Annotated in this window: 22 protein-coding genes and 1 tRNA gene; 12 read left to right on the plus strand and 11 right to left on the minus strand. The window is 35.3% G+C overall.

Features of this window, described 5'->3' with window-relative positions; all coding sequences use genetic code 11:
* Positions 1–84: 84 nt before the first annotated feature.
* The 3 genes from FN756_RS06085 to nadA all read right to left on the minus strand — a co-directional run bounded on the left by FN756_RS06085 (position 85) and on the right by nadA (position 3,363).
* Entirely contained in the window at positions 85–816 is a 732-nt protein-coding gene (locus FN756_RS06085; RefSeq protein ID WP_142602408.1) for a L,D-transpeptidase family protein, read from the minus strand.
* 49 nt (positions 817–865) lie between these two features.
* Positions 866–2,113 carry a dicarboxylate/amino acid:cation symporter gene (locus FN756_RS06090; RefSeq protein ID WP_142602410.1) on the minus strand — a complete coding sequence of 416 codons (1,248 nt, stop codon included), beginning with the start codon at positions 2,111–2,113 and terminating at the stop codon, positions 866–868.
* A 245-nt stretch (positions 2,114–2,358) separates the two neighbouring features.
* Positions 2,359–3,363: a quinolinate synthase NadA gene (gene nadA, locus FN756_RS06095; RefSeq protein WP_142602412.1), complete on the minus strand. Its 1,005-nt coding sequence runs from the start codon at positions 3,361–3,363 to the stop codon at positions 2,359–2,361.
* Between the two features lie 429 nt (positions 3,364–3,792).
* Between nadA and nadB the strand changes: the two genes are divergently transcribed.
* Positions 3,793–5,382: an L-aspartate oxidase gene (nadB, locus tag FN756_RS06100; protein WP_142602414.1), complete on the plus strand. Its 1,590-nt coding sequence runs from the start codon at positions 3,793–3,795 to the stop codon at positions 5,380–5,382.
* Between the two features lies 1 nt (position 5,383).
* A complete protein-coding gene (locus FN756_RS06105) occupies positions 5,384–5,893 on the plus strand; it encodes a gamma carbonic anhydrase family protein (protein WP_142602415.1) in 510 nt (169 codons plus the stop codon).
* Here the strand turns inward: FN756_RS06105 and FN756_RS06110 are convergent, their stop codons facing one another.
* From FN756_RS06110 to FN756_RS06125, 4 genes are all read right to left on the minus strand, one after another.
* Positions 5,894–7,504: an Ig-like domain-containing protein gene (locus FN756_RS06110; RefSeq protein WP_185955199.1), complete on the minus strand. Its 1,611-nt coding sequence runs from the start codon at positions 7,502–7,504 to the stop codon at positions 5,894–5,896. It lies immediately after the preceding gene.
* A gap of 122 nt (positions 7,505–7,626) precedes the next feature.
* Entirely contained in the window at positions 7,627–9,489 is a 1,863-nt protein-coding gene (gene mnmG / locus FN756_RS06115) for a tRNA uridine-5-carboxymethylaminomethyl(34) synthesis enzyme MnmG (RefSeq protein ID WP_142602419.1), read from the minus strand.
* Between the two features lie 205 nt (positions 9,490–9,694).
* Positions 9,695–10,513, minus strand: a complete 819-nt coding sequence (locus FN756_RS06120) for a class I SAM-dependent methyltransferase (RefSeq protein WP_142602421.1) — start codon at positions 10,511–10,513, stop codon at positions 9,695–9,697.
* A gap of 12 nt (positions 10,514–10,525) precedes the next feature.
* Positions 10,526–11,047 carry an OsmC family protein gene (locus FN756_RS06125; RefSeq protein ID WP_142602423.1) on the minus strand — a complete coding sequence of 174 codons (522 nt, stop codon included), beginning with the start codon at positions 11,045–11,047 and terminating at the stop codon, positions 10,526–10,528.
* A gap of 174 nt (positions 11,048–11,221) precedes the next feature.
* On the opposite strand from FN756_RS06125, the gene FN756_RS06130 reads away from it, so the two are divergent.
* Together FN756_RS06130 and FN756_RS06135 are read left to right on the plus strand one after the other, a co-directional pair.
* Positions 11,222–12,052, plus strand: coding sequence for a sulfite exporter TauE/SafE family protein (locus FN756_RS06130; protein ID WP_142602425.1), 831 nt, complete (start codon positions 11,222–11,224; stop codon positions 12,050–12,052).
* 5 nt (positions 12,053–12,057) lie between these two features.
* The gene (locus FN756_RS06135; protein WP_185955200.1) at positions 12,058–12,441 is read left to right on the plus strand and encodes a DUF1634 domain-containing protein; all 384 of its coding nucleotides are present in this window, start codon (positions 12,058–12,060) and stop codon (positions 12,439–12,441) included.
* 62 nt (positions 12,442–12,503) lie between these two features.
* On the opposite strand, the gene FN756_RS06140 is transcribed toward FN756_RS06135, so the two are convergent.
* Positions 12,504–12,920 (minus strand): DsrE family protein, encoded by a 417-nt coding sequence (locus FN756_RS06140; protein WP_185955201.1) that lies wholly within the window; start codon positions 12,918–12,920, stop codon positions 12,504–12,506.
* A gap of 179 nt (positions 12,921–13,099) precedes the next feature.
* Between FN756_RS06140 and FN756_RS06145 the strand changes: the two genes are divergently transcribed.
* The gene (locus FN756_RS06145; RefSeq protein WP_142602430.1) at positions 13,100–13,816 is read left to right on the plus strand and encodes a pirin family protein; all 717 of its coding nucleotides are present in this window, start codon (positions 13,100–13,102) and stop codon (positions 13,814–13,816) included.
* A 177-nt stretch (positions 13,817–13,993) separates the two neighbouring features.
* Positions 13,994–15,283 carry a M28 family peptidase gene (locus FN756_RS06150; protein ID WP_142602432.1) on the plus strand — a complete coding sequence of 430 codons (1,290 nt, stop codon included), beginning with the start codon at positions 13,994–13,996 and terminating at the stop codon, positions 15,281–15,283.
* A gap of 228 nt (positions 15,284–15,511) precedes the next feature.
* Here FN756_RS06150 and ybeY read toward each other — a convergent pair whose 3' ends face one another.
* The 3 genes from ybeY to FN756_RS06165 form a co-directional block, all read right to left on the minus strand.
* Complete coding sequence (gene ybeY / locus FN756_RS06155) at positions 15,512–15,931, minus strand: rRNA maturation RNase YbeY (RefSeq protein ID WP_142602436.1); 420 nt, start codon at positions 15,929–15,931, stop codon at positions 15,512–15,514.
* Between the two features lie 96 nt (positions 15,932–16,027).
* Positions 16,028–16,471 carry an ATP-binding protein gene (locus FN756_RS06160; RefSeq protein ID WP_246085436.1) on the minus strand — a complete coding sequence of 148 codons (444 nt, stop codon included), beginning with the start codon at positions 16,469–16,471 and terminating at the stop codon, positions 16,028–16,030.
* Complete coding sequence (locus tag FN756_RS06165; protein WP_185955202.1) at positions 16,461–19,778, minus strand: DUF4175 family protein; 3,318 nt, start codon at positions 19,776–19,778, stop codon at positions 16,461–16,463. Before FN756_RS06165 ends, FN756_RS06160 begins: the two co-directional genes overlap by 11 nt.
* Before the next feature lie 460 nt (positions 19,779–20,238).
* Here FN756_RS06165 and FN756_RS06170 point away from each other — a divergent pair, with 460 nt between their 5' ends.
* From FN756_RS06170 to FN756_RS06195, 6 genes are all read left to right on the plus strand, one after another.
* Positions 20,239–20,451 (plus strand): hypothetical protein, encoded by a 213-nt coding sequence (locus FN756_RS06170; RefSeq protein ID WP_142602439.1) that lies wholly within the window; start codon positions 20,239–20,241, stop codon positions 20,449–20,451.
* A gap of 288 nt (positions 20,452–20,739) precedes the next feature.
* Positions 20,740–22,281 carry a B12-binding domain-containing radical SAM protein gene (locus FN756_RS06175; RefSeq protein WP_142602441.1) on the plus strand — a complete coding sequence of 514 codons (1,542 nt, stop codon included), beginning with the start codon at positions 20,740–20,742 and terminating at the stop codon, positions 22,279–22,281.
* A 915-nt stretch (positions 22,282–23,196) separates the two neighbouring features.
* Positions 23,197–23,949, plus strand: coding sequence for a TlpA family protein disulfide reductase (locus FN756_RS06180; RefSeq protein WP_142602443.1), 753 nt, complete (start codon positions 23,197–23,199; stop codon positions 23,947–23,949).
* 89 nt (positions 23,950–24,038) lie between these two features.
* Positions 24,039–24,602 carry a hypothetical protein gene (locus FN756_RS06185; RefSeq protein WP_142602444.1) on the plus strand — a complete coding sequence of 188 codons (564 nt, stop codon included), beginning with the start codon at positions 24,039–24,041 and terminating at the stop codon, positions 24,600–24,602.
* 228 nt (positions 24,603–24,830) lie between these two features.
* Positions 24,831–25,019: a hypothetical protein gene (locus FN756_RS06190; RefSeq protein WP_142602446.1), complete on the plus strand. Its 189-nt coding sequence runs from the start codon at positions 24,831–24,833 to the stop codon at positions 25,017–25,019.
* A gap of 222 nt (positions 25,020–25,241) precedes the next feature.
* Positions 25,242–25,315, plus strand: a tRNA-Pro gene (locus FN756_RS06195).
* Positions 25,316–25,377 lie beyond the last annotated feature (62 nt).

Raw genomic sequence — 25,377 nt, forward strand, 5'->3', positions numbered from 1 at the left:
CATTTTATGGTTAATCTCCGGATAGAGAATTTTTCGTTAGAAAATAATTTGAATTGCAAAGGTAAACAATGAAAGCTAATCTGCTTAATGCGACGGCAGTTTATACTCTTTACTAAATTCTTGCAACTCTTTTTCCGGCATTTGAACCAACAGAGGTTTTTTTTCTTTGTTGAGAAAATGAATCAATTTCAAAATATTAGCCTCTGTCATTGCAGTACAACCTAAAGTTGGTTGATCATTTCCACGCCAAATGTGGATAAAAATGCAAGAGCCGGCTCCTTCAATAACGTTCTCGCTATTATAATCAACCAACACGCCGTATTTGTATAGATCGTCATTTCGGCGCATTTTTTCGGCGGAATTCCAGTTTTTACTAACCGTAGCTGTATCAACAATTCTGTTATAATTTGAAGAAGCAGTATCATCAACACAGAAAGTAGTTTGATTCAATTTCAAGTAGTTCATTTTAGTTTCCAAATCTCCATAACCAAATAAACCCCCTATTCGGAATATTCCGGCAGGTGATTTTCCGTCACCTTCCTTTTTTAATTCGCCGGTGTTCCATTTACTGTTTTGAAGACCTTTGGCCCAGGCTAAACCCGTTCTTCCTAAGGTAATGGGAATGTTTTTCATAACCGCATTCCAACTATTATCTTTCCATTCGTAAACATTCATTTTTCCTTGAATAGCTTGCCAATCAGCGGAAGTCACAATGATGAGTTGCTCGCAACCAAACTCCTTTCGAAGATCAATTTTTTGAGCAGAGCAAACAGTAGTCATGGTGACCGTAAATAGAAAAAATGTTTTTTTGAACATCGCTCGTGTAAAATAAATAGGGGCGAAGCCCCGGAAATTTTTTTAAAAATTAAGCGTCTACGGTTAGTTTGTGATTTACCCAGTTTTTCCCTTCAGTGATCCTTGATATCATCATCGCAGCAACGGTGTCGCCTGTAGCGTTTAAAAGCGTTGCCATTGGATCAATTAACGTGGCCATCACCATCAATACCGATAATGCTTCAATAGGCAGTCTAAATGCTGTAACAATAAACAATTCACCTATATAGCCTCCATTCGGAATTCCTCCTTCAACAATGCTGGTTAGCACTGCAACTCCTAATGTGGTAAAAACTACATCAATCCCCGATAAATTCTTACCAAAAATTGCAAACACCAATCCGATTTTAATAACAGAACCAATACTTGAACCATCCTTATGCAATGTAGCTCCCAATGGAATCGTTACATCACTTATTGATTTAGAAACACCCATATTTTCGGCTGCCTCCATATTGGCCGGAATCGTTGCAACACTGCTGCAGGTGCCGAGCGCAGTAAGCGAGGGTAATACATTGTTGCTCCAATAACTTTTTACCGCTCGGTTTCCTCCCGCAATCCAGGCATAAAAACTAAACATTACAAAAAAGTAAATCAGGCAAAAACAATAATAAAGTGCTAATGAATGAGCATAGCTCCCAAACAGTTCAGGTCCAAAAACACCAATCAAGTATGCAAAGTATGTTCCCAACCCAATAGGAGCCGCCTTCATTATTAAACTAATCACCCATTTGAAAACCTCATTTCCTGCATTTATAAAATCTTTGAACTTTTCACCAGCCTTTCCTGCTTTCAATGTGGCAGTTCCAACCAGTATAGAAAAAATAATAAGCGCAAGCATGCTTTTCCTTGAAAGCAACTCATAAAAATCGGTTGTTGTTAATAACTGTGTGGCTTGTTCACCAAAGGTTGGGATTTTTCCTGAAGGATTTTCAGCCATTGTTAAATTTAAGTTATCAACAATCGGAAATAATTTAACACCAAGGATCATTAAAAAAGCAGATAGGAGCGTGGTAAAGGCAAAAACCAGTAGCATTGAACCCATTACTTTGCCGAATTTTCCCATTTGCTCAATATTGGCAATGGAAGAAGCAATGGCGAAAAAAATAAGAGGAATTACAGAGGTAAAAAGCAGATTTAAAAATATATCTCCTAAAGGTTTTATTATTTCAACTTTCTTACCCAACACCAAACCAATTATACTTCCGGTAAGTATTCCGATCAATAGCCAAACTATACTTCTATAGTTTTTAAAAATATTTTTTATTGATATGTTCAATTATATAGAATAGTTAGTTGAATATAACTGTTTTATAGTTTCTCAAGTAAAATGGTTTAATATTTATTGTTCCGCGAAGCGGGGAAAATTTTTTTGAAAACCTATGTTAATAATTCTGATAAAATGGGTGACTAAGTTTTCAAAAGGATCCGCGAAGCGGGGAATTTTTTTTGAAAAAACGGCATATTATCAAAAAAGGCGTCATGAACTGATCACAACGCCTCTATAAACTTTAAATAAATAGATTATAAGCCATATTGAGCTGAAATATCAAGCATTCGCTTAATTGGTTTTACCGATTTTTCAATCAACTCCTTAGAAAGATTTACTTCCGGCAATTCATATTTTAAACAGAGGTATAATTTTTCCAAGGTATTGCGCTTCATATGCGGACAATCATTACATGCACAACTATTGGTTGGCGGTGCAGGAATAAATGTTTTATGCGGAGATGCCTTTTGCATTTGATGAATAATTCCAGATTCGGTAGCTACAATAAATTCCTGTTCAAGGCTGTTAATAGTGTATTTGAGCAATCCGGTGGTTGATCCGATATAATCAGCAAGCTTTAAAACATGATCTTCACATTCAGGATGGGCAATGAATTTCGCATTAGGATGACGATTTTTCAATTTCGTAATTTTCTCTAACGAAAATATTTCATGCACCATACATGAGCCTGGCCATAAAACCATATCACGTTTAGTTTTCTTTGCCACCCATGCACCTAAATTTTTATCCGGTCCAAAAATGATTTTTTCATCTTTTGGTAAGCTTTCCACAATTTGAACAGCATTTGTTGAGGTACAAACAATATCACTCATTGCTTTAATATCAGCAGTGGAATTTACATACATAATAACCGTATGATCAGGATATTTTTCTTTAAACTTTGAAAACAAATCAGGCGGACAGGTATCGGCTAATGAACAACCCGCTTTTAAATCCGGTAAAAGTACTTTTTTATTGGGCGAAAGAATTTTAGCAGTTTCCGCCATAAAATGCACACCTGCAAAAACTATAATATCTGCATCGGTTTTTGCAGCTTCTTGGGAGAGGCCTAAACTATCACCAATATAATCTGCAATATCCTGAATATCAGGTTCCTGATAATAATGAGCCAAAATCACCGCATTTTTTTCTTTTTTAAGTTTTTCAATTTCTTCAAAAAGATCAAGTGTCGGATCAATTTCGTAATTAAGATATCCTTTCTCAAGTAAAACTTCGGGGGCCTCGGTGCTTAAATTCATTGTTGTTTTGTTGTTTACTAACACACTTAATTAATAATAGAATTTTAAATATTTAAAAAATCTTGCCTTTATTATAGTGTTAGTTTAGTGGAAAAGTTTTGTTACTAGCTATTTTTTTAAAGCTTATTAAATACTTATTAACATTCTATTAACACAAAGTTTAATTTAATAAGTTGATTTTATGTTGTTTACTTTTTACTATTTTTATTAGTGTTGTTTATAACGTTTATAAGTTGTTCGTGTTAGTTTATGGTAAAAGATGTTGATATCGCCTCATCAATAGAACGAAAACTTTCTCCAATATGTTTGAAAAAGCTTTTTTAGACGTCTTTTTTAAACTTACTCATTACTTTCGTACACAAAATTAACATCTTTGCTCAACTTATTAACATTGTTGTTTAATAGGTAATTTATATATATGTCCAACTAATGAAGCGGGTCGATTTTCTTGTTATTGGATCCGGTATTGCCGGATTAAGTTTTGCATTAAAAGCTGCAAGACATGGAACTGTTTGTATTGTTACAAAATCTAATGAAGATGAGTCCAATACTAAATATGCTCAAGGGGGTGTTGCAGTTGTTGTTGATAAGTCTGATTCTTTTGAAAAACACATAGAGGATACATTAATTGCAGGTGATGGATTATGTGATCCACATATTGTTGAAATTGTAGTAAAAGAAGGTCCTGATCGCATCAATGAAATTATCGAGTACGGAACCAATTTTGATAAAACCACCAAAGGTCAGTATGATTTAGCAAAAGAAGGCGGCCATTCTGAACATCGTGTACTGCATTATAAAGATATAACGGGTTTTGAAATTGAGCGTGTTTTATTAGAACAAATTCATCAACATCCTAATATTGAAATTTTAACACATTATTATGGAGTTGAAGTTATTACTCAACATCATTTAGGTGAAGAAGTAAATAAGAGTTCAACCGATATTAAATGTTTTGGTGTTTATGCTTTAAATACCATTACCCATGAGGTCGAAAAGATTTTAGCTAAAGTTACCTTAATGGCTTCAGGTGGGGCAGGGCATATTTATGCAAATACCACCAATCCGGTTATTGCCACTGGTGATGGTGTAGCAATGGTTTATCGAGCAAAAGGTAAAGTTCGAAATATGGAGTTTATCCAATTTCATCCTACCGCTTTATATAATCCTGGTGAATATCCTTCTTTTTTAATCTCTGAAGCTGTTCGTGGATTTGGTGGAGTGTTGAAAACTCAAAAGGGAGAAGAGTTTATGCATTTATACGATGAACGTAAATCATTAGCTCCTCGTGATATTGTTGCACGTGCCATTGATGCTGAAATGAAAAAGTCGGGTTCTGATTTTGTTTATTTAGATATACGTCATGTTAAGAAAGCCGATATTTTAACTCACTTCCCTAATATTTATGCTAAATGTTTAAGTATAGGCATTGATATGAGTAAAGATATGATTCCTGTTGTTCCGGCTGCCCATTATATGTGTGGTGGAATTTTAGTGGATGAATGGGGAAGATCTACAATTGAAAATTTATATGCTTGTGGAGAATGTTCATCTACCGGATTACATGGAGCAAATCGTTTGGCATCAAATTCATTATTAGAAGCTTTGGTATTTGCAGAACGTAGTTATCAATCGGCTATAAAGGATTTCGAAAATATTGGCTTTGAGGAAAATATTCCGGATTGGAATGAATTTGGTACTGTTCAATCGAATGAAGATGTATTAGTAACTCATAACATTCGTGAAATGCAACGATTGATGAGTGATTATGTTGGAATTGTACGTTCTGATTTTCGTTTAGACAGAGCAAAACGCAGGTTGGAATTGTTATATAATGAAACGGAAGATTTTTATAAAAAAACCAAGCTTTCCATGCATTTGTGTGAATTGCGTAATTTGATTCAAGTTTCATTTTTGGTAATTAAAGGAGCCATGATGCGTAAAGAGAGTAGAGGTTTGCATTATAATACCGATTATCCAAATCAGTCGGTTGAAGAAAATCACGATATTATATTTTAATATGGCATTAATTAAAAGTGTAAACGGAATTGAGCCAATTTTGGGTGATAATTCTTTTATTGCTGAAAATAGTACAATAGTTGGTGATGTTGTGATGGGGGATAACTGCAGCGTATGGTTTAATGCAGTAATTCGTGGTGATGTAAATAGTATTCGGATTGGTGATAATACGAATATACAAGATGGTGCAATTATTCATTGTACCTATAAAACCGCTGCTACCACTATTGGGAATAATGTTTCAATAGGACATATGGCAATTGTACATGGTTGTACCATTCATGATAACGTTTTAATTGGAATGGGGGCCATCGTTATGGATCATGCGGTTGTTGAAGATCACTGTATCATAGCAGCAGGATCTATTGTTCTAGAAAAAACCCATTGCGAAGCTGGTTATATTTATGCCGGCATACCTGCTAAAAAAATAAAAAAGGTAACTGATCAACAACATGATTTGGTTGAGCAGTTACCCGGAAGATATGTAATGTATTCAAGCTGGTTTAAATAATTATTCCAGCTTATATTTTATTTCAAGTTCCCAGTTGATTCTTACAGAAATTTCATCCGGATAATATGTATTTTTTTCCGGTTGAAGATTTTTTCGGTAATCTCCTAAATCTGCCTTTCCATTTTTGTTTACATCCTCGGTGAATATTATTTTATATTTATCTGGAGGTAAGATAGTTAGTTTGTAAATTCCTGTTTTAGGAGCAACCAATTTCTTTACTTCTTCGTTCGAACTGTTTACTAATTTAATAAGGTATTGTTTTCCTTCCGGAATAGTAAGATTGATGTCTAATATTCCATAATTACCTACTGAATCTTGTTTAAACCTACGTTGAAACTTCAAATTTAACTTCCCGAAGTTATCTTTAAATTGATTTTCTTTAATATTTACCTCGTAATGTTTCGTTGAATCCCAAGGATATTCAATAAAGTATTCCCTTGCATTTTGTGGATTTAAACGGACTTTATAATTTCTGAGTTTTACACTGTCCTGTAATACTTCAATGTTTGAAAGGTTAGGATCTTTTAATGGTCTGGAGAATATTAATTTATACTTTTCTCCAGGCATTAAACTTTCTCCTTTTAGATTATCGGTTATTTTAATTGGACTAAATTTTGCCTCCTGATTGTAATTTCTGATTGTTATTGTATCAATAATTTGTTTTTCAGTTGATACCACAATTTTGGTTGAATCAAATTTTTGTGTTGGTAACCACAAAACAATTGAATCTTTTTCATTTCTATCCACCAGAATATTATTTTCAAATTCCTTAGGGTATAATGCTTTTGCTAAAAGTGTATCCGTTTTACCGTTAAGTTTTAATCTTATTTTTCCTTCATAGTATTTTGATTCGGTTACCTTTAGTTTTTCAGGAAATTGATGAGCAAGGGTAAGAGTTATTCCGGATGTATCTTTTTTTAAATAAATAGGATTTGGTAAAAAACCAAGCATTTCTTCTTCATCAAAAAGTTTATTATTATTTACATCCTTAATGGCAAAAATTCGGTATTTGCCTTCTTTAACATTAGTGATTTCGAACTTTCCTTTTTCTGCACTCAGCGTATAAAGTAAAGGTTTTCTTTTAGCAACCCATTTTAGACTGTCGGGATACAATCCTACCTGAACATCTTTTACTATTGTAGTATCTCCTTCAAATAAAACACTTCCTGAAATTTTTAAAGAATCAATATAGTTTCCGGTAGAAAACACATATTTGAAATTTTTCATTTCATTTGACTCGTGTACATCGGTAATTGATTTTCCGAAGTTGATGGAGTAGGTCGTATTCTTTTGTAAAGTATCAATTAGTTTAATTACGATTTCTTTTTTCTTAGCGGAAATTTCAGGCGGAGTTTCCATTTCAGGACTTACCGTAATTTCTTTGTATTGATCTTTCAATTGAACATACTCGTCAAATTCAATCACAATTTTTTTTGCTGTAAAATTTGTCGTTTTATTTTTTGGTTCAATTGTTAAAAGTTTGGGTGGAGTCAAATCCCGCGGTCCTCCTTGCGGAGAAACAATGCTCGCACAAGAACCAATGATTAGGGTTAAAATTGTTGAAAACTGTATGTAATTTTTGATTGAAAATGACTTTTTTGAAAATTTCACGTTTTTAAGCGTTTTAAACGATTTTAACCCTTTTATGAATTATAATATTAAAATTTTGAGATAATGCTTTATAATTGATTTAAATGCGTCAATATTTTATATTTTAATATATTGATTATCAATTACTTAGATATATGAACCATTAAAACAGAAACATCGGCCGGTGAAACACCTGAAATTCGTGATGCTTGACCTAAAGTTCGAGGTTTTATCTTTTTTAATTTTTCACGCGACTCTTTCGACAATGAAACCAATTGATCGTAATTAAATTCCGGATTAATTTCTTGATTGTCCATTCTTTGAAGTTTCGAGACCATGTCTAATTCTTTTTCAAAGTAGCTGTCGTATTTTACTTTAATCTCTGCTTGTTCAATTGTTTCCTTATCAAAACCATTTACAAATTCTTTAAGAGGAGCATAATTATTAACTAGGTCTGCAATATCTATTTGTGGTCGTGATAATAGATTAAACACCTTTGTGTTTTGTTGAATAGGAGATGTTTCTTTTTCTTGTAATAAGCTATTTATTTCTCCTGGTTCAACTGATTTGTTGCGCATAAATGATACGATGTCATCAGAGTTTTTAACCTTATTTTGTACAATTTCTAAACGTTCATCTGATATCAAGCCCAATTGATGCGCATATGGTGTTAATCTAATATCAGCATTATCCTGACGAAGTAATAATCGGTGTTCAGCTCTTGAGGTAAACATTCGATAAGGTTCTTCTGTTCCTTTGGTTACTAAATCATCAATTAATACTCCTATGTACGCTTCAGAACGTTTAAGTATTACTTCGTGTAAATCATTTACTTTTTGATGTGCATTAATACCGGCAATAAATCCTTGACTTGCGGCTTCTTCGTATCCCGTTGTACCATTGATTTGTCCGGCAAAAAATAGATTACTGATGCGTTTTGTTTCAAGGGTTAGGTTTAATTGGGTAGGAGGGAAGAAATCATACTCAATTGCGTAACCTGGACGGAACATTTTAGCATTTTCAAAACCAGGAATTTTAGTCAATGCTTTATATTGTATATCCTCAGGTAATGACGTGGAAAAACCATTCACATATATTTCAACGGTATTCCAGCCTTCTGGTTCAACAAATATTTGGTGACGCGTACGTTCAGCAAAGCGGTTGATTTTATCTTCTATTGAAGGACAGTAACGTGGGCCTAATCCTTTAATTCTGCCTGTAAACATTGGCGAACGATCAAAGCCTTCTTTTAGAATACCATGAACTTCTTCATTTGTATAGGTAATGTAACAACTGCGTTGATCCTTTGGTAATTCAACATTGCTATAAGAGAATCGACCTCTATCCTCGTCACCTTGTTGTTCTTCCATTACAGCGTAGTTAATTGATCTACCGTCAATACGGGGAGGGGTACCGGTTTTCATCCGACCTGATTCAAAACCAAGTTCTACTAGTTGTTCTGTTAAACCTGTAGCACCCTTCTCTGCCATTCTTCCTCCGCCAAATCTTTTCTCGCCTATATGGATTAATCCGTTTAAGAATGTACCATTTGTTAATACTACCGACTTCGCTTTTATTTCAATACCAATGGCTGTTTTTACACCATAAACAGTGTTTCCTTTTATTAGGAGGGAGCTTACCATATCCTGGAAGAAATCCACGTTGGGAGTATTCTCTAACATGATTCTCCATTCTTCATGGAAGCGCAATCTGTCATTTTGAGCCCTTGGGCTCCACATTGCGGGTCCTTTAGATCGGTTAAGCATTCTGAATTGAATGGTTGTTTTATCAGTTACTATTCCTGAATAACCACCCATAGCATCAATCTCTCGTACAATTTGTCCTTTAGCAACACCACCCATTGCCGGGTTGCATGACATCTGTGCAATAGTTCCCATATTCATGGTAACTAATAAAACTTTTGAACCTAGGTTTGCAGCAGCAGCGGCAGCCTCACATCCGGCATGACCAGCGCCTACTACAATTACATCATATTCATTAAACATACTTCTAATTTAATGTTTCACGTGAAACATACCTGTATTGGTATAATTCGAACTGCAAAGATACTATTCTTGAATTTTAGCTAGATGAACTATTTATGTTATTTAAAGGATGATTAATCTTTGTTTCACGTGGAACATTATTGGGATTAATTGAGAGTTGATTAAATCTTTTTTGTATTCCGGTTGAACTAAGAGGAGAGTAGGATTAAGATTTGTAACCCATGGTAATTACAAATTCACCAGGGATGAAATAGTTATTTCTTTTTTTAAAGGATTTAATAGAGTGGATATATTCTTTATGAGCTTCTTTTTTGGTTTCTTCCGTGAAACGGGAATATGCCATCGCTACAGGACCGCCAATAAAGGCAGCTTTACAAGCTTCTTCTTTTGATGCATAATGTAAAATAGTATTTATTCTTTTAGATACTATATTGATAAAACCTGCATTTTTTAATACCAATTGTAAAGTATTTCCAGTTCCTAATTGAAAAAATAAAGGACAAACGTCTGAAGTAACACGTTTGTCTACTATTGGAAAAATTTCTGCCCATCCGCAATTACTTCGCTTACCCCAAACAGCTACACCTGCACGGCCACCCGGTTTAAGTACCCGAAATAACTCTTGTATTGCTTTTTGAGCATCGGGTACATACATTAAGCCTAAAGAACAGAGTGCTATATCATACTTTGAATTAATTATATTTAACTCTTCTGCCTCCATACGTTCAAAGGATACTGTATTTATACCCAAATCTTTCGCTGATTTTTTAGCAATTTCAATCATTCCTTCCGAAATATCGGTTCCATGTACCTTTCCGCTAGAACCTACCATTTCTGAAATTTTAAAATCTAGTAATCCGGTACCGCAAGCTACATCGAGCACGTATTCACCTTTACCCGGAACGATCATGTTTAATAATTCAGTTTGTGCGGGTTCAAGCTGTTGCTGCCAGTATTGTTCATAATAAGAGGCTGCTTTATCCCATCCGTAACGTTGAATTCGCTTTTGTAATTGGGCATCCATCCGATTATTGATTTATGAGTTAGAAATTGGGATGATTACTACTTCCCGTAAACACTTTTGTGCGCGACTGAAAACATCTAAATAAGGACTATGGGCATCTCCTTCGTTTAAAACTTTTAAAATATCAGTTTCTGAGGCATTACTCTTAATAATTACCTTATATCGGACCTCAGAATAGCCAGCCGGAATATCAGATGTTCCAAATAAGGCTCCATCGTCATAATCTGCTTGTACTTCCACTTCAATAGAAATAATAGCTATATCAAGTTTGGCTGCATACATCATATACCCAATGGCTAAACAACTACCTAAGGCTGCCCTTCCATAAACACCAGGAGTAGGAGCACTGCTATTTCCTCCTGCCTGTTTGGGCATATCTGCTGTAAGTTTCCAAGGACCTTCCACTATTTCGCAGGTTAATCCATTACTAATGTGAATTTTTGTTAGGCCTGTTCCCAGTCCAACGGAGGGTCGTTGAGTTAAAGCCTTTATAGTTCGTTGAAAGGCTTCTTTTATTTTAGAAAGTTCAGACATTTTTCTTCCTTTAATGGTAAGCTAAATGGTTAAACCAGGGCCAAATCGTTGTAATCAGAGTGATTGTTGTATGATTTGTAATATGTGTATTAAATATAAAGATATTTTAATAGTTAGAAAAATGACTAGGATACCCCTTGAGTATTAAGTAATTTTGGAGCTTTTATTTTATTCATGACTGTACTTACAATTACAATAATAATATTATTAGGTGCTTTCGTAGCAGGATTTTTAGGTTCTTTAACTGGCTTGGGGGGAGGAGTGGTAATTATTCCTTTATTAACCTTATTGCTCCATGTTGATATTCATTATGCGATAGGGGCTTCTCTTGTATCGGTTATTGCCACTTCTTCGGGATCTGCTGTGGCTTATGTAAGAGAAGGGATTACTAATATCCGTATTGGAATGTTTCTTGAAATTGCCACAACTTTAGGTGCTATCATTGGTGTTATATTGGCAGTTTACACCCCAACTAATCTTATTGCAATTCTATTTGGTGTTGTTTTGATCACATCTGCAGTTTTCTCTTTTATGAAAAAGCCTGAACATTCAGTAGTGCCAAGTCTTGTTTCACAGCGATTAAGACTAAATGGGAGTTATACTAGTATTGATACTATAGTTCATTATGGTGTTTGCAATGTTATTGGTGGTTTCTTTATGATGATTCTTGCCGGAATTTTATCTGGTTTATTAGGGATAGGTTCTGGTGCATTAAAAGTTATTGCAATGGATAATATAATGCGAATGCCTTTTAAAGTTTCGACAACTACCAGCAATTTTATGATTGGAGTAACTGCAACCACCAGTGCTATTGTTTACTGGCAACGTGGTTATATTAATCCGGGATTAGCAATGCCCGTTGTACTCGGTGTTTTACTGGGGGCATTCGTGGGCTCTAAAATATTGGTTAAGACTGAATCTAATTGGATACGTATACTTTTTGGTATAGTGGTGACTTTTTTGGCAATTCAAATGATATATAAAGGGCTAAGTGGGCAAATATGAAAACTATGCTTAGAAATTTAAGAAATAATGATATTGAAGTTTCTATCGCTTCTTTATTAGTGATAGGGGTTTTGCTTTCAATTATAGTAGTAGTGTTTGGAGGAGGTATTTATTTAATTCGTCATGCATCCAACACAGTTGATTATGCTACATTTAATAGTAGTAAAGCACTTTATACTGATATTTATAAGATTATAAAGGGAATTTTAAATTTCAAGGGACAGGCTGTTATCCAGTTAGGTGTACTTATTTTAATTTGCACGCCAATAGCAAGGGTTGTTTTTTCAATTATCGGTTTTGTACTTGAACGTGATACATTATATACTATAATAGCTTTGTTTGTTCTAATTATTATTGCTTGTAGCGTAATGTTAGGTTATGCCGGATAATTTAAACAAAAGGCTTATCTGATGAGTTTTGTATCAGGTAAGCCTTTTGTAATCTCAAACTATTAACGAGTGGCTTTAATGTATCCCCAGCCATCTCTTTGCTTCGATATTATTTCATAGATACCATCAGGAACAATTTCTACTCCGGGTATCAACTGAGTTTTGTCAACTTTCTGATTTTGCATCGCTATTGCGCAAGCTTTAAATGAAACATTCTTGTTCTTAGCAAGTTGTTCTATGTCATTAGCCATCGTCGATTTATCTTTTACCACCAAATCCAGCCCTTTTCCATAGAGAACAACCTCCATTTTGGCATCTTTTGTTGAATTTGAAATCTCGTTTATCCAGCGGATTACCGATCTCTGATCCACTGTGTCTTTGCTGGTTAAGTCAAACACCACTCTATAATCACGGGCTTGGGCCAGTAAAAATAATGGGTTGAACAACAACAGTCCGATAATTAACACAATCTTTTTCATGGCTTTTAATTTTAGTATAAAATTACAAATCATTTTTACAGTTAACTGATTATAAGTAAATTATAATTTAAAGGATGCGTATATGACAGAATTTATAACAGAATAATTAATATATATGTTATAACATTTAATGTTTATACTTATATTTGTTTCTAATTTAAGGAAGGATTAATTAAAGTATGAAAAAGATACTCCATAAAGCCAGTGACCGTGGTCATGCGAATCATGGTTGGTTAGATAGTTATCACTCATTCAGTTTTGCAAGTTTTTATGATCCTGAAAAAATGAATTTTGGTTTACTCAGAGTACTTAACGATGATACGGTTGCGCCTGGAATGGGTTTTGGTGAGCACGGACACGATAATATGGAAATTGTTAGTATTCCGCTTTCAGGTGAATTGGAACACAAAGATAGCACTGGCAGAAATGAAGTGATACATACCCATGATGTGCAAATTATGTCGGCAGGTAGCGGTATTCGGCATTCAGAGTTTAATCATTCAAGAGAAAAAGAAGTTAAGTTTTTGCAAATTTGGGTATTTCCTAAAAAACGTGACATAGAACCGCTTTATGAGCAAAAAACGTTTCATCCCGCATCCCGCATCAATAAATTACTGACAGTGGTTTCTCCTGATGGAAATGCCGGTTCGGTTGCTATAAACCAAGATGCATGGTTTAGCTTGGGTAATTTTGACCCGGGAAAACAAGTTGAATACAAAATTCAAAAATCAGGCAACGGAGCATATCTATTTATTTTAAATGGGGAAGCAGAAGTGGAGGGTAATGTACTGAGTGCAAGAGATGCAATTGGAGTATGGGATACCGATAAAATAAAGGTTACTACCAACACTTATACAGAACTGTTGATTATTGATGTTCCGATGGAACTGAATTAAAAGGGAACAGTAAAATCAAAATATTAATGCAGCAAGGCTTCGAAAAATCGGGTCTTGCTTTTTTATTTCAGCTACATCTCAGAAAAGTAGTTGAGCGATGCTTAGTATTATTTTGGATGCATTTTATTCTTTTATAGGAATAAATCTTATCTATGCGCAATTTTTCAACAACTTAGTATGAAACGATTTCTTTTATCTGGTTTATTGGTAACAATAAGCTCTTTCGCATTTTCACAAAATATTGATGCCATTATCAGTAAGGCAGAAGTAGAACGTATAGAAAAAACATTGGCTGCTGATGATATGCAGGGTCGTAAAACCTTTACACCAAGCATTGACAAAGCTGCCGATTTTATTTCAGCTGAATTCAAAAAGGCTGGATTACAAACGGTTAATAATAGTGGTTCTTATCTTCAGCAATTTTTGATGATTCGTCCAAAATTTGTAAGTGCCACCGCTTATTGGAATAATAAGCCACTAGAAACCAATAATATTACCTTTTTTACTTCACAACCTGAATTAAAAGTAACGGAGAAGGACGGATATGAAACAGTTAGTATAAAGGCAGACGATAATTTTTTTGAAAAGGCAATGGAATACGTTAATTCCAAAAAAAATCAAATAGTTATTGTTGATACTGCATTAGCACAAAATTTTAAAAGACTGCCCGGTTTAAAAAGATATCTTTTTAAATCAGCATACAACACTGTGTTTGTTTTAGCGCCTGCAAGCGCATCAACCTATTCTTTTGAAGCAAAACACGAGATCGTAGAGTTTAAGCTATCAAACGTAGTAGGAGTGTTGCCAGGAAAGAAAAAGAAAGATGAATATGTGATTTATTCAGGCCATTATGACCATTTAGGTGTTTATAAGCCAGTTAATGGAGATTCTATTTATAATGGTGCAAATGATGATGCTTCAGGAACTACTGCGGTTATTATGCTCGCTAACTATTTTAAGGCTTTGAACAACAATGAGCGAACGATCATATTTACAGCATTTACTGCTGAAGAAATTGGTGGATTTGGATCGCAATACTTTTCTCAGCAATACAATCCTGATAAGGTTGTAGCTATGTTCAATATTGAGATGATTGGCACAGAAAGTAAGTGGGGATTAAACTCGGCTTATATTACAGGATATGAGAAAACCAATATGGGTAAAATACTCGAAAAAAATCTTGTTGGAACGAATTTCAAATTCTACCCGGATCCGTATACCGAACAGCAATTATTTTACCGCAGCGACAATGCAACACTGGCCAGACTAGGAGTTCCAGCTCATACCATTTCTACCTCTAAAATGGATAATGAAGCTAATTACCACAAAGCGAGTGATGAATTTGAAACGTTAGATATGAATAATATGACAAATATTATCAAGTCGATTGCCTTGAGCTCAGGTACAATCATTAACGGAAAAGATACTCCATCACGAGTGAATGTTACTGAATTGAAAAAACAATAGTTTTAAATGCAATAAAACCCGCATGAGCAGTAAGCTCACAAACGGCCATTAAAATTAGCGGGTTCTTGATGGCCTATTAAAAACAAAACACTTTCAGAAAAAAAAGCAGCAAGTTCAATTAAGAGCTCTTGCTGCTTTTGTTTTTATATGAATTGAAAATCTGTTTTTTAATTAAAATGAATATCCGATACCAACCGCTGTGTTTAATACGGTTAATGTAAAAAGAGCTTAGCTTCTGGTTCCCAGGTAAAAATCTTCCTTTTCTCTCATCAATTTCTGTTGAGCGTCGGTTTTGTCTTTATAACCACATAAATGCAATACGCCGTGAATCATTACGCGATGTAGCTCATCTATTTCGGGCACACTAAACTTTTGAGCGTTTTCTCTTGTGCGCTCTACACTGATAAAAATATCGCTTATAATTTCACCTTCCTTTTCTGAATTATCGAAGGTTACAATATCGGTGTAAGTATCGTGATCTAAATAGGTTTGGTTAATGTTGAGTAAATACTCATCAGAACAAAAGATGTAATTAATCTCCTTGAGTTTTTTTCCTTCAGCTTTAGCGGTCGCTTGTATCCACTTTTTAACAGCCAGCTTGTTTTTTAGGTCGAATTTTATATCCTCGGTAAAAAAAGAAATTGCCATTGGGCAAAGATAATCGGAATGTTTAGATCTTATAGGAAAGAAAATAAGAAGTATGACATAGTGTTTCTCCCATTTAGAGAGAAACACTATCAGAAATTATAAATTAAACTGAATTTCCACTTGCGTGCCTGAATCATTGTACACTAAGCGATCAGCTAGGTGTTTCATGATGAAAATACCACGACCGCAATCTTTTTCAAGGTTTTCGGGTAGGGTAGGATCGGCTACAGCTCTAAAATCAAAGCCTTCGCCTTCATCGGCAATGGTAAAAATAAGTTTATGATTATTTTGTACTTCCAGATTAATGTAAACCTTCTTGCTTTCGTCGTTTTTATTGCCGTGTACAATTGCATTCATTGTTGCCTCATTTATGGCCGTCATAATATTGCCATAGTTTTCGTCGCTAATGTTATATTCAGCAGCAATGCGATCAATAAAACTTTCTAATTGCACTATGCTTTCCAATTTTGAACTTAATTGTAAAGTATAAAGTTTACTTTTTTCAGTCGATACTTCGTTAACCATCACATTACTTACCATTATTCAATAAGTTAAAATAAAGATTTATTTTCGATTTGTAAAATGAATTTATGCCAGGAGGAACAGTTTTTAACAATTCCAACTCACTTTGTTTGGCTTTCTGATATTGCTCGAAAACCTTTTTGTAATCAGCCGTTTGATCCTTGCCTTGTTTAGCATCACGTTTTTCATCCATATCGCGTTCACGTTCGGCCTTTTCAGCTTCCAGCAGGCTGGTTTTAATTTCCTGCTGACGTTTCAGCATCTCCTGGGTTAGCTGTTTGTTGTACAATTCACTTTCGGTTTTTTCCATCTCTTTGGATAGTTTATCCAAATCACCGAGTTTTCCTTTTCCGTCTTTGTTTTGTTCCTGGTTAATATCCTGCAATGCATTGCGTATAGCCTGTTGCTGACGTGCCATCTTTGCAATCTGTTCACTTTGCGGCCCGCGTTGCAGTTGTTGACCTGGCTTCATGCCATTCTTCATTTGTTGTATTTGCTTATTCAGCTCTTCCTGCATTTTGCTTATCGCCGATAAGCTGGGCTTTTTGTTTTTTGATTTGCTTTTGCCCATGCCCGATGATTGCTGATTTTGCAACTGATCAAGAATTTCGCTTAACATCACGGCAAGGTTATTTACAGAGGTCATAATATACTGCTGTGTACCTGCGGCTTCCCCAATTCTTCGATCGGCTAAATTCTCCATGGTTTTATCCATGTAGGTTTTTATTGTCTCGGTTTCCTTGTTTACGAAAGATTGTATCTCAAGGATACGTTTACTTAAAGAAAAAATACTATCCTGCACCATACCTAAGTCATCTTTTAGTTCTTTCTGCTTCTGTACCAGTGTGTTATATCTTCCGTCGTTAATAGATAAGGTTTTAAATTGTTGCATTAATTTTTCCTGTTCGAACGAAACCTTCAACAAATTCTCTAAAATCTCGCGTAAACTCTGAACGTCAATATCGAGTGCTTTACCTTCCATTTGCTGCTGTGCTTGCTGCATTTTGTTCGACAGGTTCTTCATTTTCTGCGAAGCGTCCTTTTGTGATTCAGCAGCTTTTTGTTTGTTGCTCTTCTCTAAATTCTGTTGGCTGTTGTCTAAATCCTTTTGAATGTCTTTTTGATCTTCTTCAGGAGATTCAAAATCATTTTTGTTTTGAAGCTGTTCATTCTTTTTCTCCAAATCATTCAGGTCTTTCTTAAGCTCATTAAACTGCTCGTTAATGTTTTTCTGTTCTTTTTTCAGTTTTTCATTATCCGAGTTTTGATTTTTTGATTGATCAGAAAGTTCTTTCTGCTTATCGGAAAGTTCACTTAATTTATCGATGCTTTGTTGCAGTTTCTGTTCAAACTCCAGTTGTTTGTAAAGTTCCAACATCCGATCGAGCTCTTTCTCCAGATTTTTGTTATCCATACGCATATTGTCGAGTTCTTCGCGCGTTTGGTTTTTGTTGTTTTCTTCCAGCAACTTCTCCAGGTTTTGCAACAAGTCTTTCGTCTTTTCATCAAGTACGTTGTTAAACAAGTCTTCAATTTGCTTTTGCTTGTCTAAAATTCGCTGATCCTGCTGATTGAATTCTGAGTTTTGAATGTTATTGTTCTTATTCTGCTCCTGAATATCTTTTACAGCTTCTTCCAGTTGTTTCTGTTTGTCGATTAAATCTTTAACCTGTTTCTTTTCTTCAAAAGTCAGGGATTTTTTATCGGCGAGTTTATCATTCAGTTTCTTAACATCGCGCTGCAGTTTTGAAGCCTGCTGAAGCGCATCTTTCATTTTATCTTTTAACAGATCGCTGTTCTTTTCCAGCTGCTGGGCAATTTCGGCTCTGGTAGCTAAGGTTAATGTACGGGTTTCAGAACGAGTAGACTTAGGACCCGAAACGGCATCATTGTCAAATACCTCAAAATAATAACTGAGTTCAGTGCCAGGCTCAATTCCTGCTTCATCCAAATTCCAATCGAAAAAGAAATGATCAGTAGTATTGTTTAGCGAAATGGAAATTGGTTTTGTATGAATTTGTTTTTGGTTTTTATTCAGTAGTTGATAGTTGAAGGTTAGTTTGGAGAAGCCATAATCATCCTTTATCTCACCGCCAAAATAAAACTGTTTGGTGCTGATGGAATCCCGGCGCTCCTGAACAGTGATAGAAGGACTCAGATCGGGAGTAACATTGATTGTGTAGCTCAGTGAGTCTTTCTTATCAACAAAATTATTTTGAGTGTGGATAGCGTATCTGCTTGATTTTAAAAAGCGTTTTGAAAAACTAAAGGTATTATCATCATCGCGGTTGGCTGAAACGGGGGCATTGTCAAACACCATTTCCAGTTTTTCAGTATTGGCTGCTTTGAAATTCCAGCTCACTACCGTACCAGCCGGAATAGTTAAATCACCGCTGTTATTTACCACCTCGTTTTTCTTTTTGATATAAGCAGGGTAAATGAGCATTACTTGAAAATTAACCAGGGTAGGATTTGGCAAGACTTCCAGTTTAAATTCTTTTGAATAAAAGCCATCGGCAAAGAGTTGAAAAGTTTGACTTTTTTGCAGGTTTTTAAACAAGTATTTAAAGTTGACGATGTTTACTTTATCCAGTTTATATCGGTTTTCTCCTTCAATTAAATAAATATCTTGCGGAATTTCTTCTCCGCTCATTTTTAGCTCGAGCGTAAAATCATCGTTTTGAAATGCCTGCAACTTTTTATTGCTCACATTAAATTGGAAGGGAGCTTTGCGTTCAAAGGTTTTATTGTAATTCACCAAACGTGTAGTACCCTCTTTTAACACAGCAGGAGCCGCTGCACCAATTAATAAAAGGGAACCAACCGGTATCAACGCGTATTTAACATATTTTTTGTTTTCTTTTAGATTGATGGCTGAGGTAAATGGAATGGGGCGCAGTTGCTGAATTTTTTGATTGATACCGGCTTCAATTAATGAGTTTCTTTCTGCAGCAGCGGCATCCATGTTGTGTAGCTGTAAAGTGTTTAGCAACTTATCTTTTATTTCCGGGAAATGATTTCCGATAATTTCTGATGCGGTTTTATGATTGATAACTTGTCCTAAGCGGAAATAAGCGAGTAGGGGACGAAGCACATAAAAACAAAGAATTATAAGAGCAAGAGCAATGAAGCTGTAAAAAATAACCGATCGAAATCCACTTGAAAAATAAGAGTAATACTCACTAACGGTAACCAAAATATAGCCTGCAGCCAATGCGGCAACAACGTATATGGTTCCGCGAATCAATTTATTTTTATAATACTTACGAATGAACTCGTCGAGTTTGGTGATTAAGTATGCATAGTTGTTGTTAACCTTGCTCATGGGATACACGTTGGCTTCTAACAAATTTATGGAATAATTACCACGATAAAAGTACCAGCGTTAATCTATCAAAAAAAAGCAGATGTTAGTAAAGCCAAGGATTTTAAAACTATTAACTGAAACAGTTATGTCAAATCAAGTTCTACAACTTATCATTACCCTCGTTGAGTTAGTATTTGTTATTCTCTTGGTGGTTAACTTCTTTCAGTTTTGGTTATTTGGGTTGTTTTTAGTTATTGCAGTACCATTCCCCAGATTAATTTACTATTGGCTGAAGTCATTCTGAAAGAAATCACTTACCTTTTAAAATGTTAAAATATAGCCCTATCAAATCAATTTTTGTCTTCTCTTCCGGTGAAATACTCCCAATTTTCTTTAAAATATCAATTGCGTCATAAGAATTTTATTTTTAGTTTTAAAATCTAAGAACTTTAATTAAATCACCCTTATAAAATTAATCATGACCTATAAAGAACTTGGTTTAATAGCCGCGTGTGTTATTTCTGTAATTATAATTTATAAATCTATGACGTTATTAGAAATAATGGAAAAAGACACTCCTATGCCAAAAACGCTAAAAAGAGTGCTTAAGTTCACAGCTATTGCCATTCCTATTTTGGGGTTCTTAATTATTTACCTAATGCAATCATCCAAAAAGCAGTCGGGAAATTAAGCCTGATAATTGCATTTTCAAACCTACTTAATAAAACTCCGTAGTGAACAGTGTACTGCCCCCCATAAAGTTAGACACTTATGGGGGCAGTTCACTGCTATGGAGTTTTTTCGTTTTTAACTCACTTTCTGCGATAAAGACTCCTTTAATTGGATTATAATTAAAATTTGAATAACTAACTCTGTAATAGATAGTTAAAAAAAACTATCTTTAGGTTTATTTTCTACCATCGTTCCAGCGACCTTTTACAAAGGTTTCAAGAGTTTTCAGGAAACCGATTATAAATATATGCCAAAATTAAAGATTGGAATTATTGATCTGGTTAGTAAAGGGCCTACTGATTCATTGTGGGCCAAAATAATGCATGCCAACATGGCCAGCATTATGCCGCAAGTGGTTGCAACATGGTGTGAGCAGGAAGGACATGAAGTAAAATTGATTTGTTATACCGGTCGGGAAGACTTACCCAAAGAACTGCCCCAGGGAATGGACATTATATTCATTAGTGCTTTCACCCAGGCGGCTTTGTTGGCCTATGCACTCAGCAATTATTTTCGTAGCCAAGGTATTGTTACAGTGTTGGGTGGGCCACACGCCCGTGCATACCCGGATGATTCGGTTAAGTATTTCGACTATGTAGTGGGTTTCACTCATAAATCGACTATTGCCCGGATTATGCATAATTGCGCACCTCAACGACCTGAAGGTAAATACCTTTCAGAAACAGGTCAGCCTGCAAGCCTGCCCAGTGTAATGGAACGATGGAAATTCATTGAGTCGACTTTGAAAAAAGCGCCTTTTCTCAAAATAGTGCCTATGATTGGCAGTATGGGCTGCCCTTATACCTGTTCTTTTTGCATCGATGCAACAGTGCCTTATCAGCCGTTGGATTTTGAAACACTGAAGAATGATTTGCGTTTTTTGCTTACCAAATTAAAAAAGCCCTTGATAGCTTGGCACGACCCTAATTTCGGAGTGCGTTTTGACAATTATATTGATGCGATTGCCTCCGCCGCACCGCCCAAAAGTTTTCAATTTATTGCGGAAAGCAGCCTGTCAATTCTCACTGAAGACCATCTAAAGGTAATGCAACAGAACGGCTTCAACGCTATATTACCCGGCATAGAATCCTGGTATGAACTGGGTAATAAATCACGAACTACCCATAGCACCGGTGAGGAGAAACTTCACCGGATTTCAGAGCATGTTAACATGATCTTTCGTTATATCCCCTATCTTCAAACCAATTTTGTATTGGGCCTTGACAGTGATGCAGGGGCAGAGCCATTTGAACTTACGAAACGCTTTGTGGATCTTTCACCGGCAGCATTTCCGGGTTATTCACTACTCTCGGCATTTGGTGAAGCGGCTCCTCTCAACCTGGAGTACCAGCAAGATAATCGGGTATTGGCCTTCCCTTTCCATTTCCTCAACAATCACCTGGCTATGAACTTAAAGCCCAAAAACTATGATTGGGTAGATTTTTACGATAGGGTGATCGATTTAACCGCATATTCATTTTCTAAAAAGGCGATTTTCCGTCGTTGTGCAGCAACCCCCTGTTTTACTTCAAAGTGGATGAATCTCATGCGGGCTGTGTCATCAGAGGGGTGGGGTCGTTTAAAGTTTTATCACCAGGTACGTAAAAACTTGGTGGAGGATAAGGGCTTCCGTCAATATTTTGAGGGAGAAACACAACAACTGCCTTCTTTCTATTCAAATATTATTAAAAGAGATTTGGGTATATGGTGGCAATGGCTTCCTGCCGGAGCTATTGAGCACAACCCCAACGCCTATCTGCAAAAAAAATCCAAAAAAATAATAAGCTGATCAATTCAAGAATTTTCATTCAAAAACTATCATGAGCTTCAAACGTTTGGGCGATTAAAGCTAATTTTGGACCTTTTTCAACCTTTGCAAACACGCACCCTATAGATGGCAAATGCTTCTGCACTCCTCATCATCAGACTACTTTGAATTTTAAAAGGATTCCGCTAACACTTCATCCATTTAAAATTCACCGTCTGATTGGTTTGGCTCGCCTGCGGATCGAGAGGGCTGCGGATCGTCACAGTTTTTGAGTCCCAAACACAGCCCTTGGTCAAAAACAGCGCCAATCCTTGTGTTCTTCGAACATATCAAAAAATCGCCCTCGCGGGCTTCATTTTTTTGACCCTCTCTCAACTCGCAGACGGCTCGCTCGTTCTGTCAGTGCTATTAATCAACTCATTCTCCAATCATTCCTTAATTCTTTATTTATCATGAAAAAACAAACTCTTACCTCTTCCTGTAAAAAGGAGAAAATAGGCATTGTCGCTCTTCCAGCTGAGACTCAAATAGGTAACTTTTGGATGTCTTGTAAATGGAGAAGTTTTTCTGCCTAAAGGTTCTTTATTTGGAGTCCAATTTTAAACTGTTACTATCAATATATTACTGATCCTTCAGGAAATGGTTACTATTTTCAGGTGGGGGCAAGACAAGAGTATTATATTCCAGTTAATTTCGGACAGTAAATTTACAATGGGCATATAATTAACCTATTTCAATAATGCTATTCGAACTGTTACCCCTTTTAAATATTGGGACAAAAATCAGATATTTCCCTTATAAAATGATTAATTAACTAAGTTCTGTCCCAACTACAATTCTTCTACAAAATTATCCAAACTTTGAAGTCAAAATCATTTTAATATATTGAGCAGACGATTGGGTTCGATTATGCACTATGCAACACAACATTAAAAAATGAAAAAACTATTACTTCCGTTATTATTAATGCTTTTCCAATTTGGCTATGGGCAAACTAATTATTATACGTTTAACGCTGACTCTTTATATAGTGAAAGATCTGTGCGTTCAGCGTTTGAGACAGTGGTAAAGTCCTTACCCAAAAATTACCTATTAAAACCTACTATATATCACCGAATTATTAAGAAGGATTCAATAATTAATTATTTGGAGTTTCAAGCTCTTAAGAGTGATTCGAGTACTGATAATAAATTTGAGGTTACATTTAAACAGGATTCTCTCTTTTTGTTGCTTAATAAAAAGCTCCCTCAATTTAAATTGAGGGACTTAAATGGAAATGAATTTTCTTCTACTCAACTAATCGGAAAGCCATCGCTCATCAATCTATGGGCTATAGCTTGTAAACCTTGCGTCGAAGAAATACCCAAATTAAACGAATTGAAAGAAAGGTATGGCGACAAAATGAATTTCGTTGCTATTACAGAAAATACCTGCGCTAAGGATGATTTAAAGAATTTTCTTATAAGAAAACCTTTTAATTTTGAAATGTTGGAAAATGGAGAAGAATATAAAAAGACCCTAAAAATTCCAGCTTTACCCCGCAATATATTCGTTGACAAAGAAGGGTTTATAAGATATATACAGAGAAATTATCCTTTCGATATTAATCGTGAAACAGGTGAAACTATATATCCAGTAAACAATTATTTCTTAACCATTATTGAAGAATTAATAAAGAATAATAGTTAACAAAATGCCTTTTAAATGTGTTGGGACAAAATCTGTCTCATCCAGTGTTTTTTGATAAGTTTTGTCCGACATACTGCAGAAATATATTTATGGAAACTAATGAACTAATAAAAAGAAGTCAAAAAGTAAGTTTCGCCTCCTTCCTTATTGGAACTGGACTCCTTATTCTATTTTTCTTTACAAATGAATTTATCGCGTTGGGGAGTTTGCCTATTCTTCTTTTTCTTGGGGTAGCTAATCTCTTTCTATTGGTAAAACTCGCTCTAAAGGGATTAAAGGAAAAAGAGAGGAGGAAAAGAGTCTTGCTAACGGCAGGCATAATGTCTTTGAATATTCCAATCGTATTCCTTTATGCTCATTTCGTCTTCGTGTTGTTTAACACAGTTGTTGTGAGATTTAAAAATAACACGGGCAAGCCTCTAACAAATATTTCGGTAATCGGGTGTGATGAAAGAACCATTCAAGATTTACAGCCGGGGCAAACTGAAATTGAGTGGATCCCTATTACCAAGAATTGCATAGAACATAGAATAGAAATTAAGTACGAAATTGACGGTGTTGTAAAAAGAGAGGTTGTTGACGGCTATGTTGTTACCGGACGTCGAATAAATCACAAAATTGGTGATAACCGTGAACTATTGGTAGCTGAATAAGCTAGTTTTACATTTTAAAAGGTAAACTGTTTGGGACATAAAAAAGATTCTACCCTTATAAAACGATTAATTAAACTAAGTTTTGTCCCTAGTTTCAATCCAAAATTCGCAATTAACTTTATCACTCAAAGCACACTATAACGAGCCTAGTGCTGTTATAATGGGGTTTTCAACTTTGCTGTCCTCAATCGAAAAAGTTATCTTGCGTTACCTAATAATCTAGAACCAATGACAAACAAAAAAAGAACAACAATAGCAGCAGCATTTCCAGGTCTTATTGCAATAGTAATATATCAATTGTTAAAAAATCCGGAGCAGATAGGATGGTCAATGGTAATGCAAATGGTAGTTGCATTACTTGGTGGTGTTTTAGTATTTAAAGGTGTTCTATACCTTTTTTCATTTTGGGAAAAATAGTTTACCCATTGGCTAGACTTCACTCAGTTTTGTCCCAGTTAGTTTCGGACACTAAATTTACAAGAGGTAATAAAACAAGGGGAACTGTACTCCTTTTTGTACTCCCAAGTATTTTCAAACTAGAATTAAAGCAGAGAATCAACATAATTATTAACTCGCATAATATTGTAAGTGGTTCATTAACAACAGGAAATGAAGTTCAGTTAGTAGTCTAAAAAACTTCGGGATGTAGCGTAGCCCGGTATCGCGCAAGCATGGGGTGCTTGAGGTCGTCGGTTCGAATCCGGCCATCCCGACAAAAAAGCTCAGCAGTGGCTGGGCTTTTGCCTTTTGGTTCAAATCCGAGGGCATGGTCTTT

This window comes from Solitalea koreensis (genome assembly GCF_900182575.1).
GTDB lineage: Bacteria > Bacteroidota > Bacteroidia > Sphingobacteriales > Sphingobacteriaceae > Solitalea > Solitalea koreensis.

Bases quoted from the DNA above. Each gene is read 5' to 3' on its own strand.
- FN756_RS06125 (WP_142602423.1), bottom strand. From the start codon at position 11,047: ATGTCTGAACTTTCTAAAATAAAAGAAGCCTTTCAACGAACTATAAAG.
- FN756_RS06135 (WP_185955200.1), top strand. From the start codon at position 12,058: ATGCTTAGAAATTTAAGAAATAATGATATTGAAGTTTCTATCGCTTCT.
- FN756_RS06175 (WP_142602441.1), top strand. From the start codon at position 20,740: ATGCCAAAATTAAAGATTGGAATTATTGATCTGGTTAGTAAAGGGCCT.
- mnmG (WP_142602419.1), bottom strand. From the start codon at position 9,489: ATGTTTAATGAATATGATGTAATTGTAGTAGGCGCTGGTCATGCCGGA.
- FN756_RS06150 (WP_142602432.1), top strand. From the start codon at position 13,994: ATGAAACGATTTCTTTTATCTGGTTTATTGGTAACAATAAGCTCTTTC.
- FN756_RS06180 (WP_142602443.1), top strand. From the start codon at position 23,197: ATGAAAAAACTATTACTTCCGTTATTATTAATGCTTTTCCAATTTGGC.
- nadB (WP_142602414.1), top strand. From the start codon at position 3,793: ATGAAGCGGGTCGATTTTCTTGTTATTGGATCCGGTATTGCCGGATTA.
- ybeY (WP_142602436.1), bottom strand. From the start codon at position 15,931: ATGGCAATTTCTTTTTTTACCGAGGATATAAAATTCGACCTAAAAAAC.
- FN756_RS06145 (WP_142602430.1), top strand. From the start codon at position 13,100: ATGAAAAAGATACTCCATAAAGCCAGTGACCGTGGTCATGCGAATCAT.
- FN756_RS06130 (WP_142602425.1), top strand. From the start codon at position 11,222: ATGACTGTACTTACAATTACAATAATAATATTATTAGGTGCTTTCGTA.
- nadA (WP_142602412.1), bottom strand. From the start codon at position 3,363: ATGAATTTAAGCACCGAGGCCCCCGAAGTTTTACTTGAGAAAGGATAT.
- FN756_RS06165 (WP_185955202.1), bottom strand. From the start codon at position 19,778: ATGAGCAAGGTTAACAACAACTATGCATACTTAATCACCAAACTCGAC.
- FN756_RS06105 (WP_142602415.1), top strand. From the start codon at position 5,384: ATGGCATTAATTAAAAGTGTAAACGGAATTGAGCCAATTTTGGGTGAT.
- FN756_RS06190 (WP_142602446.1), top strand. From the start codon at position 24,831: ATGACAAACAAAAAAAGAACAACAATAGCAGCAGCATTTCCAGGTCTT.
- FN756_RS06160 (WP_246085436.1), bottom strand. From the start codon at position 16,471: ATGGTAAGTAATGTGATGGTTAACGAAGTATCGACTGAAAAAAGTAAA.
- FN756_RS06085 (WP_142602408.1), bottom strand. From the start codon at position 816: ATGTTCAAAAAAACATTTTTTCTATTTACGGTCACCATGACTACTGTT.
- FN756_RS06170 (WP_142602439.1), top strand. From the start codon at position 20,239: ATGACCTATAAAGAACTTGGTTTAATAGCCGCGTGTGTTATTTCTGTA.
- FN756_RS06185 (WP_142602444.1), top strand. From the start codon at position 24,039: ATGGAAACTAATGAACTAATAAAAAGAAGTCAAAAAGTAAGTTTCGCC.
- FN756_RS06120 (WP_142602421.1), bottom strand. From the start codon at position 10,513: ATGGATGCCCAATTACAAAAGCGAATTCAACGTTACGGATGGGATAAA.
- FN756_RS06140 (WP_185955201.1), bottom strand. From the start codon at position 12,920: ATGAAAAAGATTGTGTTAATTATCGGACTGTTGTTGTTCAACCCATTA.